We start from the raw sequence: 13,780 nt of genomic DNA on the forward strand, positions 1-13,780 counted from the left end.
AGATGCCAATGATAAGCGAGTAACAATAGAAGCAGAGATCATGGCAGGAGATCAAGGAGATCCGAGTTGTGGAGGAGGTATTTATGCAACGACGAACTGTTTTGGTGATGACACGAACCAAGGCGAAGACTGGATAACGACTGTGATTCGTCCCTACATACGAGCAGATTTATCTTTAGGACTGAACCTTACTTCTTACTCACCAACGGCGGGAGCAACGATGACCTATACTGTTACTCTCACTAATAATGGTCCCGTGACTGCTACCAATGTTGAGGTAAGGTATACCATGCCGGCATCAATCGTATATGTTTCTGACAATCAAGGGACTTACAATCCTACTACTGGTATTTGGCAGGTAGATAACTTGGCCACATCAACCAGCATCGATTTGATTATTACCGTGATTCCATTAGGTACTGATGCTATCACTACTACCGGAGAAATTATGATAGGAGACCAAGCTGATCCTGACTGTGATGCTGATCTCTACGCTGTGACAAATTGTTTTGGCAATGGGGCAAGCGAAGATGGTGACTACGGCACGCTAACATTGACACCAGTAATTGATCCTAGCTCAGCTGATTTGGCAGTCACTATGACTGCGGATGATGAAGAGCCGGCTGCAGGCAGTAATGTTACGTTTACTATTACCGTTACCAATGATGGGCCTGCTGAGGCTACAGGAGTGGCATTAACCAATTTGTTACCAGCTGGATTAACCTATGTGAGTGACACCAGCGCTGGTGATTATGATTCAGGAACTGGCGTGTGGACAGTGGGAACAGTACCGGTAAGCGATTCCGCTTCATTTACTTTGACAGCAACAGCAACAACTGGGGCACTAGTAATAAATCGAGTACAAGTGACTGCGAGTGATCAAATCGATCCTGATTCCGTAGAAAATGATGATAGTACTACTCACGATGATGATGCAGCAGTATCCATTAATGGTGTGGCTGCTGACTTACGTTTAACTACGGCTCTCAATGATAGCTCCATTTTTGTCAATCAAACCACCGAATACACCATTACCATTACCAACGATGGTCCCGATGATGCCTCTGGGGTGACGGTTGCAGTAATTATGTCACCAGATCTTGCTTATATCAGTGATGATAGTGGGGGCGATTATGATCAAGGTACTGGAATATGGATGGTGGGAAGCTTGGCTAATGGTGGCACAGAAAGTATTACTATTACTGTGGAGGCTACTGATGATGGTGATCATGACTTGATCGCTGAAATCGATGCTGCAGATCAAATCGATCCTGATTCTACTCCGGGTAACCTGGAGAACACTGAAGATGATTATGATCTTGTGACCGTATCGGCAACCATCAGCGCTGATTTGTCTTTAGGCTTAGTATTAAGTCCATTAACTGCGGTAGTTGATGATGATGGTGTTTATACTTTGACCGTAACTAATGATGGACCCTCTGATGCTGCTAATATTGTGGTCTTAAATCCCATACCAGCGACAACCACATTCTTGACTGCCAATGCCGATGCTGGGACTAGTTATTCTAATACTACTGGTGAGTGGACTATTACCTTTTTGGCCAGTGGTGATACTGCTACTCTTGAGATTACGGTAAATTTTGATAGTGTAGGAGAAGTTGTCAACACAGCGGAAATTATTTCCGCTGATACTCCAGATCCTAATTCTACTTTTGGTGACAGTGCAGACCAAGAAGATTTTAAGTCAGCCACTATTGAGATTGATTCTGGGGTTACTTATTATGGGACTATCACTGGCCATATATTTACTGATGAGAATGCTAATGGGGTACAAGATTCAGGAGAAGCAGATGGGTATGACGATGATGATTTAATTGTTACTATTTCTGATGGTAGCACGGATTATAGTCCTACCATTGATGATAATGGAGATTATTCCCAAGTAGTAGCGACAGGAGAATATACTGTTGCGGTGGATGCCGGAAGCAATGTTATTATCCGAGGAGCGGATAATCCAGCGATGGTGACAGTTACTGCGGATACGGTTAGCGACATAGGCGCCCATGGTATTTATAATCGAAGTAGTGGATCAAGTCATGGTAGTTCAGGAGGAGGATCTTCAGGAGGCAGCTCCTCTTCAAGTAACAATCGATCTTCAAGTAGTGGCTGGCAACAAGGTAGTTCTAATTCATCTTCACGCTCGACACGCTCTTCTCAGAGGTCTACTACCAATGTGAACACCTCTATAATCTCTTCAGTAAATGCGATTCAGGAGAGGCCATTAGCTTGTTTGGAACTCAATGGTGCCGCTGCTTTAGATTTTGCTGATGTTCCATTAAGTAGTGTGGAAAAGCTAGATATAGATTTTCTTAGTAGTACTTTATTGAAAAATAGTAATGGTACTCGAGTGGTGCAAGGAAATAATGGGGTTTTTATGGGGACACAACTGCTATCACGATACGAATTAACGAAATTGGTATTGGCGACGAATTGTTTTAATTATATAGCAGACGCCGTTCCTAACACATTTTTTCTAGATGTGCCCAAAGACTATTCGGATATGTCCTTGATTGTTGGTAAAGCATATGCGGCTAATATTGTCCAAGGACAAGGGGGGCAATTTTATCCTCATCAGATCGTCACCTATGGCGAATTGGTAAAAGTCCTGATAGGTGCTGCTCGGCAGAAAGGCTATATCTTAAATGATTCTGTTTTACCGATAGCAATAGAAGGGATTGGTGATGAGGGGTTTAGAGAATTTGCCACTAAAGCAGTCAACACAGGACTAATTGATCTCCTGCCAGGAAATATATTCCCCCAAAATAAACCGGTATCCAGAAATGAAATGGCCCAAATATTTGTTCGCTATTTGAAATTGTTGCAAGGAGCAGCACAACAATAAGTAAAGTTACACTATATTTTAGAACAGTAAGTTTTATACCTCAGGTGTAAGGTGTGCTCGGTTCCAATTCCACAGCACGGGGTGGATTTCCACTGGCCCGGATAAATAGGTGAAATGTCTTGTTGTGACATGCTAACTGGCAAGTAGTTTTTGCATATCGGCAATAAACTTATCTTTGCCGAAGCGTTTAGCACTTTCTTTGCAGGCCTGTTCCATAGAGAGCGACAATTCGGGTGTGAAAGTGTCGATTGCCTTTATTACATCATCGACAGTTGGATTGGCGGGACAAAGATAGCCTGTTTTCATATGATCAATCGTTTCAGTCAGGCCTCCTTCTTGGACACCAATGGTTGGCGTGCCTGTGGCTAGCGACTCCACTGGGGTCATGCCAAAATCCTCATTAATAGGGATATACATACTAGCCAAAGAAGCAGCTAAATATTGGGCCAATTCTTCATCAGAAATTAGCCCGACGAACTTAATATTGTTATATCCTGCTGCTTGTTTTTCTAACTTTTCTTTCAGAGAACCAAAGGAGGCGATTATTAGTGTTTTATCCGGCCTTTTTTTGAAAGCTTCTATTAAGATATCAATTCTTTTCATGGGTTCGAGACGTGCCCAGCTAATGAATTGATTTTGAGGATTTCTAGGATAAACTTTTGCTGCCACAATATCACAAGGTGGATAAATAATTGGTGCATCAATAACAAAATACTTTTTTAACCTCTTTGCCACCGTAGCAGAATTGGCAATCACATGATCCATTTTGTGCAAATTTCTTTTAAAGCTATTTTGAATAATAGTTACGCCCAGCTTAAAAAATGGTCTAAGAAAAGCGGGGAAACGTTTAGCATAGTTATCTAGTTGATCATAAGCATACCGTGGCGGTGTATGACAATAGAGAATTCGTTTGCCTTTAACATTACTTACTGCTGAGAGTGAATTACCAGAGAAAATTACGGCATCATAGTTTTTTAGAAACCTGGTACCAAAACGGAAGAGTAAATTTTGCCAAAAATGACGAAACCCTGGTGTCAAAAGCGGCTTGCCTAATTGTCTCACTCGCATATGGCTTAAGTCGAAAGTCTTATCAGTAGCAAACCAGGTGACGATGTCAGCATCCAATTGTTCTGCCAAAAAAAGCATCATGCGATCCCCACCACTTTTACTTAAGAAATAATCGTGAATAATAGCAACTTTCATAGTTTGTAAATTACTTGTTTTACTCCCTCGACGAAGTTTTCTTGACTGAATTTTTGCGCTTGTTTAAGACAGGCCTCTTTCATATGTAATGCCAATGTAGGAGTGAGTGTCTCTACGGCTTGTTTGATGCTTTCTACGCTTGTTTCATCTAGCAATATACCGCACTCTTTGGTGACAATTTCCCGCACGCCCCCTTCATTGCTGCCAATCACAGGTTTGCCGGCAGACAAAGATTCACTAGCCCCCATGCCAAAATCTTCATCCATTGGTACATATATCGTGGCAATACAATTTCCTAATAACTCTAACAATTCTTCTTCGGATACCCAGCCTTTGATTTGAATATTGCTGTGACCGCTAGCTAAACTTTGAATCTTTTTTAGTTCTGGTCCTCCTGATACGACAATTAACTTTTTATTGGGCATCAGCGTAAATGCTTTAACGATTAAGTCTACTCTTTTTACTTCTTCCAATCGGTTGAAAGAAAAGTAATAATCTTGTTGTCCCTGCCAGATGAATCTGCTGAGATCACATGGAGGATAGACCACAGTACTATCATGATCGGTATATTGTTTTAATTTTTTTTGAATATTCATAGAATTGCTGATGATAGCATCCATGTATTTGATCAAGTGCTCATAATTTTTGCGATACATCCAGGCATAGAATCGGTAAAATGGCTGAATGTGGCGAGGAAATTGCTTAAGATAATAATAAAAGTCCGCGTAGATATGGCGTGGTGGCGTGTGACAATAAAGGATTTTTTTTACTGATTTAGGTAAACGAGGCGCGCTATCTAGACTGTTACCATTATAAATAACGACATCATAATTCTTTAAATCTTTAGCTACTTTACGAAAGGCATGACGTTGAAAAAAATAACGCAGTACTCTTTGATCCATACGCCTAAAAATACTTTTTACGCGCAAATGAGCAAGATTGAAACTTTCATTTAAGACATAACCGGTGTAGACATCGGCATCTAAGGCTTCGGCCAAAATCATTTCTAGTCTTTCTGCGCCCCCTTTACCTTGGAAGTGGTCAACGACTAGTGCTACTTTCATGTGATCGCAAAAAGTTGGTAAAGAATTTTTTAAGCTTATTTAACATACTTTCATCTAGGCAATACCCTTTATTCATGTGATCACAATGCTCACAGCATACTAATTGGCGATGACAAGCATTGTTTTTACAATTGATATAGCGAGCTGTTTTGGTATCACAAAATTCACAGGTAGAGAAAATGTTGTCATTGACCTTTACCGAGACCCGATTATCAAAGACATAACAATGACCATCAAAACCAAATTCAGAGTGTTTCTCAGCATACTTAATAATTCCTCCATGCAATTGTCTGACGTCATAGCCCTTTTGTCTAAGTAGTGCTGAAAATGGTTCACAGCGTACACCGCCAGTACAATAGGTGATGATCTTTTTGTCTTTATACTTTTCTAATTCTGGTAATACTTTTTCTGGAATATCGCGAAAGTTTTCAATAGCAAAGGTAAGGGCATTTTTGAATTTACCAATGCGGGATTCATATTCATTGCGAGCATCGATAATTACAGTATCTTCAGGCATTTCTTTGAGTACCTGATACATTTCATCAGCTTCAATATAAGGTGCCGCATTTTTGATATCTATGGGTTCTGCCGCTTTGAGCGTGATAATTTCTGCTCGTACTTTGATACTCATTTTCGGAAATGCTGGTTGATCACTTGCACCAATTTTAAACTCTACATCTTCAAAGCCGGGAAATGTTTTTACTGTGGCCATATACTCATCAGTGGCTTCTTTTGTTCCTGATACCGTACCATTGACGCCATCGCGGCTAATCAAGACACGTCCTTTCAGATGCAAGCGATTACATAAAGCTTTATGTTCCCGCATGAATTGATTGGGTTGATCAATGAAAGTGTATTTATAGTAGAGAAGAATGATGTGGTGCATAAACAATTACGAATTCCAAATTACGAATTATGAATAGAGGATACCGGCGGGGATAGATTAATATAATCATTGGGGATTGTCACTTTGGGGGCAGTCTGGAACTATTGAAGCGGCAAGTTCTTTTTGGGATGTAGCGAGTGAGAATGTTTTGAGTACTGTAGGACTGAGACAATTTGATCGTGATAAGAGCCGAGGACTATTTCATTAACATAATCAATAGTGCTGGAAATTGCTTGGCCCATTTTTACTTTTCGCCACTCTTCTTCAGTGAGATCACGATATTCATATTGTGGACAAATACTTTTGAAGTTAATAGTAGGACTGTTTTTATCTACTGTTGCTAAATCAATTGCTTCAGTCAAAGAACTGTTACCAATGTTGGTACGAATAAGCTTGGTGACATAAGCTCCGCTATTGAGCCGTTTGCCAATATCATGAGCCAAAGTGCGAATATAAGTGCCAGAGCTGCAATGCACAGCAATAGTCACATCAGGATAGGAAAAGTTGACTAACTCTAAGGAATACATGCTGATTAAACGAGGGGGAATGGTGATGCTTTGCCCTTCGCGAGCATACTCATAAGCTTTTTTCCCCTGAATTTTAATTGCTGAATATTGGGGCGGTACTTGGTAAATATCGCCAGTAAATTCTTGTAGCACTCTTTTAAGGTCGTTTTCGCCTATCATAGGTGCTCCAGCCATAACGATAATTGTTCCTTCATTATCATAAGTGTCTGATGTTGCCCCCAAACGAAAAGTGCATTGGTATTTTTTGTCTAAACCAACCACATATTCTAAGAGCTTTGTATCATTTCCTACCGCAACAATCATCAATCCTGAGGCCAGAGGATCCAATGTTCCCGCATGACCAATACGTTTAATACCCAATACTTTGCGCATTTGAGAGATGACATCATGAGAAGTGATGCCTGATGGTTTGTGAATCAAATAAAACATGAATTTTATTACAACACTATTTTAGTCTGCCATCTTTATTCGTCTAGAGCTATTCAACCTCTGCTGCTGATTCTGCCAAAATTTCCAAGTCTCCAGCGGTAGCACCTGCTGATCTTAATGCGTCTCGTAAATGTCTACTAGTTAGTAAATGATTCAAGCTGTCGAGTATGTCCCTAATATCACAAAATGACAGATTTGGTTCTCGCAATTTTGCCTCGAAATCTACAGCGGCATAGTTGAGTTTATCCATGATTATTTGGGCCGTTTCTTTAAGTACTTCACCCCATTTTCGTTGTGTGGCATGTGCTGATGTCATAAAGATCTCAGCTATTGTTAATAAACGATAACAGTATGCCATGGCATGAAAGAGACTTTCGGTTTCTGGCAGTATAGTCTTGCCAGCTAAGTCTCTTAAAATAGTTTGCTTGGTGGGACAAACTCTTTGCATTAGTCGCCATACTATTGGCCAGCCAAAGGCATTTTCGAAATCTCTAACACCAGTACTTACAGCATCTTTTAAGCCATTCCTGTGTAAGTCTTCTGCAAGTTTTTGAGTACTATCATCAAACACTATTTTGGTGATTCTGGCGCGTACTAAAAGCCTTGCTAGTTGCACTTGTACAGAGGGAAGAGCGTCAAAGTTAGGTAATTGTAGTCCTGTTGGTGAAGGTGCGGCTAAGTCGAGCGTCATATCAATAGGAAGGAGAACTGCTACAATTTTGGTAATCAGTTCTATCATACTGGTACGATCTGAATTACAGCTAACGGGTTCAACTGGTAACCTATCACCAAGTGCGCCTCGTAGTATATAGCTGCCGATATGGCTAAACTCATCCTGCAATGAAGGAAATCCACCCACGTTTTCAAATAACTCAGCAAGTGTGGAAGTAATTTCTCTCAGGGAGATGTCAGAATCGGCAGAAAAAAGTTCCATTTGACCCAACCTGGCTATCAACCATGGTTTTTTTCTGCGCTCAGCTCCGGTCACTTTTTCGTCCCATACAACGAGTGAATGGCCATCTTTGCTGTAACGTAAACCTTGTTTCTTGTGAGCGTTAAAACATCTTACCTCAGCTAATTTATCTAAGAACTCTCCTAATTCTCTGTCTAGGAATACTCTTAATGGGCAACGACTTTGTCCCTGATCTGGTACATGCCATTTTGTACTGCGTCTAAGAGTGACGTTTTCAGCTAAGGCGGGGTAAATAATGTCACCTAGGCGGTTAATAAGGATCCGTTTAGTCACCTGAGGTTCACGCAAATGCGCAAAGTCATCTAGTAATTGGGCTGCTAATAGATCTTTGTTGTCCCAGAGATAAATTGCTGCGTGATCATGGTATGTGCTTGGAGATTCACGCAGTCTTCTAATGGCTAACGGCGAGCCTCTCTCTTGTACCCTTCTCAATGCTTCAGCAATAAACTCATTCATTGCCAGTCTGGATAAATCGCTAGTGTCATCAAGACGAGCCAGTGTGGCATTCATAATAGCTGTTTCAGAGATACATCTATTTATATCTCACCATCAATTAATGGTAAGCCAATTTAACACTGACGTTCTTATTGTCAATGCTGCATTTGCTAAATTCTAAACTTCATTAGGAAGCTAGTTCTTTGATCACATCCCGATCACTCCAGGGAATGTGTTTGTCCTTGATTACCATGCTTGTTTGGTTGCCCATACCACAAACAGTAATGATATCATGAGGCTGAGCAATTTCTAATGCTTTTTTTATACCGGCTCTACGATTGGCAATTTGATAAACTGTTGCTTTTGAGTCCAGTGGAATGCCAGCTGCTATCATTTGCCGTATACTATCCGGATCTTCAAAGTATGGCTCTTCATCAGTAATAATAACTACATCACATAGCTCACTAGCGAGTTTCCCTATAATCGGTCTTTTTGCTTGATCACGATCACCACAAGAGCCAAATACTGCGATCAATTTGCCGGTATCTATATTTCGTGCTGTCTTGAAAAGTGTTTGAAATGCTTGAGGGGTTACTGTGTAATCCACTAGTACTGTGATGGGCTTGCCAATGTCTACTTTTTCCATACGTCCAGCCACCCCTGGAAAATCTTTTAGCCCTTCCAGAATTTTGCTCGGATCCAGCCCCAAATGAATACAAGCGCCTAAGCAGGCTGCAGCATTAAGCATGTTGTGATCCCCGAACACTTTCAGCTCACATGGTAGTGACTGGTCAGCGATGGTAAAGAATGTACGGATACCAGTAGCAATTGTTTCTGTTTTACCAATAGTGATATGATTGGTGTTCATCTTTCCGAAAGTGATTACATTGTTACGATGGCTGTATAAAGGTGCTAAAAAAGGATCATCACCAGCGACCACAATATTTTGAGCCTTTTTGATAAGTTTCCCTTTGGTGTCACGATAATGTTCCATAGTCTTATGATAGTCCAAGTGTTCATGGCTAAGATTAGTGACTACACCGGTATGGATGGGAATACCGGCTAGTCGTCCTTGATCAAGAGCATGAGATGAAACTTCTAATACCAGATGTGTGATACCCTCTTTTTCCATTTTTTTTAAATAGCTATTCAGTTGCCCTGGCGACAATGAAGTTTTGTGGGTCTCATTCACCTCATGATGATTTCCCCATGCGAAATGGGTGGTTGTTAGCATGCCAGCATGAATGCCCTGACTTTTAAGTACATGATAAATCATGCTTGCTGTAGTAGTTTTCCCATCAGTGCCAGTGACACCAATTACAATCATATTTCTCGCTGGATGCCCATATTTTTTCGCATAATGAGCCCCTTTGATGCGATGATACCAAAGTCTAGGTAGAAAGCGGGCAGGAATAAGGCGCTTGAGAAAGGAAAGCATCAATAATAATTACTAATTACCAAATCTGTGTTGAGCCTGTCGAAACATTACGAATTACGAATGAAGTTGGCAAGTTTTGATTTTGATGAGGATTTTATTTAGTTTGTTCTTAGCATTGAATACTATGTCAGCATTATTACGTACTTGTAGTATTACGGGGAAAGCTTTTATTGTATCAGATGCTGAGCAAGCGCATATGCGCAAATTTGAGGAATTGCACCCTTTGTTAAAAATAGGGGATATTGCCTTGCCCACTATTCATCCTCTGGAGATAATGAGGCAAATGCAGAGCTATGTTACACTCAACTCTTTATTCAATGGAATCAGTGCCATTTCTGGTAAGCTGCTTATTACTAGATATAGTCCAATATTAGGTTATAAAGTTTGCACTCATGATGAATTTTGGGGCGAAACGGTTGATAATACAGCTTTTGGTAAATCATATGATTTTAGCCGGTCCTTTTTTCAGCAATGGAATGAACTATTGCATGGAGTCTATATGCAGCCATTAGTACAGATTAATTGTAATAATAGTCCATATGTCGATGCTTCATCGCATCTCCAGAACTGTTATATGTGCTTTGGAGTAGGTGAAAGTGAGGATTGCTTCTACTGTATAAAGTCTCGTTATCCATTAAAAAATAGAGATTGTATTGATGGTGTCGGGATTGTTGGTTGTGAGCTTTGCTATTCTTGTGTGGATTGTGACAATTGTTATGCTTGTCAGCACTGTCATGACTGTATCAGCTCAGTTCAGTGTTTCGGATCCTATGATTTAATTGGTTGTAAGCATTGCTTTGGTTGTTATGGCCTTAGGCATCAAGAATTCGTGATTTATAATCAACAAGTTGCTCCAGAAGAATATGAAGCTTTTATTAAACAAGCTCGTCTAGGAGACTACTCGACTCGGCAAATTGCTTTGCAACAGTGTGAATTGTTTTTAGCTAATGCTAAACCGATTGATCAAATTAGAAATTGTGAAAATGTTACTGGAAATTATCTGCGTCATTGTCAAAATGTAGAGCAATGTTATTTGGCTGAAGATTTACAAGATTGTGGTTGGTCTACAGGCGCAAAGGGAAAGGATTGTTGGCGTGGTGAAGTATTGGATGGTGAGCTGGGCTACAATTCTGTTATTCTCTTTGGTCGTTTGGGCTATGGGAATTCTATCAATGTAGGCAATGAGAATTTCTATAGTTATATGATTTTTAATTGTGATAGTTGTTTTGGTTGCACCATGCTCAAAAAGAAATCTTACTGCATTTTGAATAAGCAATATTCTAAAGAAGATTATTATCTGCTTGTACCTCAAATTATCGCTCATATGAAAGCGATGGGGGAATGGGGACAATTTTTACCGCCAAGGTATGCCCCACATTTTTATAGTGAGTCGCAAGCTGCAGAGTGGTTTGATCCGTTATCAGAGCCTGAATTGAAAAGAAGAGGATATAGATGTGATGATATTGCTGCTTATAGGCCATCAAAAGAAAACGGTAGGATTGTTCAAACTTGGTCAGAAAGCATCGTTGATGTTGATTTAGAGAGCGTGCTCCAACAGACTTTTGTCTGTGTTTCAACTGGCAATGCTTATCGCTTTGATCGTCGAGAAATAGAGTTTTATCAAGCACAAAAGATTCCTTTACCAAGGATACACTGGAAAGAACGCCTAAAAAGGCTAATGAGCAAACGAAAGCTTATTCCTACAGTTTAAAGCTACGCAGTATTCAATATCACGGCTAGCTTCAGTTTAACTAATTCATTAAATACCACCTTAATTCCCTCAGAGTTTTTATACCAGGCTTCTCTGGAAAACTTTTTTACAGTGGAACAATTTACTCGGTAAACTTTTTTTCTTTGAAATTTACTACTAAGTTATCAGTAGCGAATAGTAGGATCTTTATATTTTTTGCCAGTGATTGGGCAATAATACTTTTCCCAATTCGTGGCGCACCACCAACAAAATAAATCATGGAATTTTCTATAACTTCCTATTCTCATTAGGACATTACTATCAACTCTGCTTATGCTGATCCTTCGGTCGCAATTAGTGATCGTAGCTGGCCTTGTTAGTTGAAAAAAAGATTACTATCAATTCTAAATAAGCTATCTACTGTCAATCATAATAGCTGATCTCTAATATTGACCGCCAATATCTCATGCTACAGTAGGCACAATTAGTTTTATCTATGAAAAAACTGTTTAGCTGGCTCGCAACTTTTCTTTTCATCATCAGCCTAGCTCCGCAATCAGCAGCAGCTCTGTTCCCAGACCTTTCTTCCGATCATCCCAATTATACCGCCATTGCTTTTCTCCGCGATCGCAATGTAATTAATGGTTATCCGGATGGTTTGTATCGTCCAGGGAATGCTGTGACTCGGGGTGAAATACTGAAAATTTTAATGCGGGCAGCAGGTTATACTAGTTTGGCGCCAGTGAGCAGCAATCCATTTCCAGATGTATCTCACGATCACGCTTTTGCTGTTTATATCCAAGCCGCTGCTCAGTTAGGGATCATTCGGGGCTATGATGACGGTTTATTTCGAATGGACAGAACGGTCAGCCGTATCGAAGCTCTCAAGATGCTACTCTTGGCAAATAATATTAATACAAATACTTTACCTAGGGGTGCCAGCTATTCTGATATTGCCCTAGATACTTGGTATGCTCCCTATGCTCGTTATGCGTTAGATCATGGATTAGTAGATGCTTTCTCAGGTAATACTCTTCGCCGTGATGAATTATTGAATAGAGGACTTGTAGCAGAAATGGTTTATCGTTTTTACCGTGATCGGCCAGACCTTTTACCACAGAGTCCTACGCCAACTCCTAGCCCAACTTCCGCACAAACTCCAACCCCTAGTCCAACTCCCGTACAAACTCCAACCCCAGCGGTAACAACATCACCAACCGTCTCATCAGCACCCACACCATCGGCTACTCCCACACCAGAGCCGACTCCTTCATCAGCTCCATCCCCAGAACCAACACCGACACCGACTCCGACGGAGACACCATCTAGCACTCCTACACCAGTCACTTATACTCCATCGACAAGGGCAAGAATCGATGATGCCAGCGCACATTTTGTCTGTCATCCTGGCTCTATCGACTATAGTGCAAGAGTAGTACTAGTTCCGGGCACACTGGATGATTATTCTCGTATAGATGTAAATTATTATTGGTGGTTTGGTGATGGCACAAGAAGTGTCGATCTCGTCTATTCTTACTACCACACAGCCTATGATGGCACCTTAGAAGGACGCACCATTACATTACCTACATATAACTATAGTAGTGGCTATCCTGGATTCCTGTCTGGATCAGTGCGCATAGCTTTAGCAAATTGGCCAGATTCTGTTTGGACCGTAGATACAATGCCTCCAACTGATCCGAATGTCTGTCCTTAACAAACAAAGTATTTTGATGAATTATGCCCGACAGGCTTTTTAGAAGGCCTAGAAAAACGTTTCCTAAAGGGGGCGCGTGATGACCGGTTGCGCATTCTTAGAAAAATTGGATCGAACTACAGACTAAATAATGGTGAACTGGCTTGCGAAGTGCATAAACCATATCTTACGCTTCACAAGCTCACAGAGTTTACAAATTTCAGGATCGAACCAGGAGAAACACAGCATAGAAGCAGCAATAATACAGTAGGAGATCAACGCATTAGTGCTTGGCAGGTCCGGAAGGAATCGAACCTTCATCGACGGTTTTGGACCCCGCACGATAGAGCGGGGCTACCGTTGAACGACAGGCTTAAATTGAATCGGAAATGTAAATACGCTCCATCAATCTTCTGTAAGTAGCACCAAACTGTTTCAAAATGGATTCGTGGCAGGCCCGGAAGGAATCGAACCTTCATCGACGGTTTTGGACCCCGCACGATAGAGCGGGGCTACCGTTGAACGACAGGCTTAAATTGAATCGGAAATGTAAATACGCTCCATCAATCTTCTGTA

10 protein-coding genes are annotated in these 13,780 nt (G+C 40.8%); 3 read left to right on the forward strand and 7 right to left on the reverse strand.

All coding sequences use genetic code 11. The features are described from left to right. Positions 1–2,863, forward strand: a 2,863-nt coding sequence (locus HY817_03380; GenBank protein ID MBI4836278.1) for a DUF11 domain-containing protein, incomplete at its 5' end; no start/stop codon positions are given. A 132-nt stretch (positions 2,864–2,995) separates the two neighbouring features. Here the strand turns inward: HY817_03380 and HY817_03385 are convergent. The 6 genes from HY817_03385 to HY817_03410 form a co-directional block, all read right to left on the reverse strand. Further along, positions 2,996–4,066: a glycosyltransferase gene (locus HY817_03385; GenBank protein ID MBI4836279.1), complete on the reverse strand. Its 1,071-nt coding sequence runs from the start codon at positions 4,064–4,066 to the stop codon at positions 2,996–2,998. Further along, positions 4,063–5,130: a glycosyltransferase gene (locus HY817_03390; protein ID MBI4836280.1), complete on the reverse strand. Its 1,068-nt coding sequence runs from the start codon at positions 5,128–5,130 to the stop codon at positions 4,063–4,065. Before HY817_03390 ends, HY817_03385 begins: the two co-directional genes overlap by 4 nt. Then, positions 5,108–6,016, reverse strand: a complete 909-nt coding sequence (locus HY817_03395) for a rhodanese-related sulfurtransferase (protein MBI4836281.1) — start codon at positions 6,014–6,016, stop codon at positions 5,108–5,110. The genes HY817_03390 and HY817_03395 overlap by 23 nt, the downstream gene beginning before the upstream one ends. A gap of 101 nt (positions 6,017–6,117) precedes the next feature. After that, positions 6,118–6,972, reverse strand: coding sequence for a tRNA pseudouridine(55) synthase TruB (truB, locus tag HY817_03400; protein MBI4836282.1), 855 nt, complete (start codon positions 6,970–6,972; stop codon positions 6,118–6,120). A gap of 49 nt (positions 6,973–7,021) precedes the next feature. After that, a complete protein-coding gene (locus HY817_03405) occupies positions 7,022–8,455 on the reverse strand; it encodes a hypothetical protein (GenBank protein ID MBI4836283.1) in 1,434 nt (477 codons plus the stop codon). Positions 8,456–8,567: 112 nt separating this feature from the next. Beyond that, positions 8,568–9,818 carry a UDP-N-acetylmuramoyl-L-alanyl-D-glutamate--2,6-diaminopimelate ligase gene (locus HY817_03410; GenBank protein MBI4836284.1) on the reverse strand — a complete coding sequence of 417 codons (1,251 nt, stop codon included), beginning with the start codon at positions 9,816–9,818 and terminating at the stop codon, positions 8,568–8,570. 124 nt (positions 9,819–9,942) lie between these two features. Here HY817_03410 and HY817_03415 point away from each other — a divergent pair, with 124 nt between their 5' ends. Then, positions 9,943–11,529 carry a hypothetical protein gene (locus HY817_03415; GenBank protein MBI4836285.1) on the forward strand — a complete coding sequence of 529 codons (1,587 nt, stop codon included), beginning with the start codon at positions 9,943–9,945 and terminating at the stop codon, positions 11,527–11,529. Positions 11,530–11,650: 121 nt separating this feature from the next. Here HY817_03415 and HY817_03420 read toward each other — a convergent pair whose 3' ends face one another. Next, a complete protein-coding gene (locus HY817_03420; protein MBI4836286.1) occupies positions 11,651–11,788 on the reverse strand; it encodes a hypothetical protein in 138 nt (45 codons plus the stop codon). Positions 11,789–12,004: 216 nt separating this feature from the next. Here HY817_03420 and HY817_03425 point away from each other — a divergent pair, with 216 nt between their 5' ends. After that, positions 12,005–13,225, forward strand: coding sequence for an S-layer homology domain-containing protein (locus tag HY817_03425; GenBank protein ID MBI4836287.1), 1,221 nt, complete (start codon positions 12,005–12,007; stop codon positions 13,223–13,225). Positions 13,226–13,780: the final 555 nt, after the last annotated feature.

The sequence above is a fragment of the Candidatus Abawacabacteria bacterium genome (assembly GCA_016207805.1).
Taxonomy (GTDB): Bacteria; Patescibacteriota; Gracilibacteria; order RBG-16-42-10; family RBG-16-42-10; genus JACQZO01.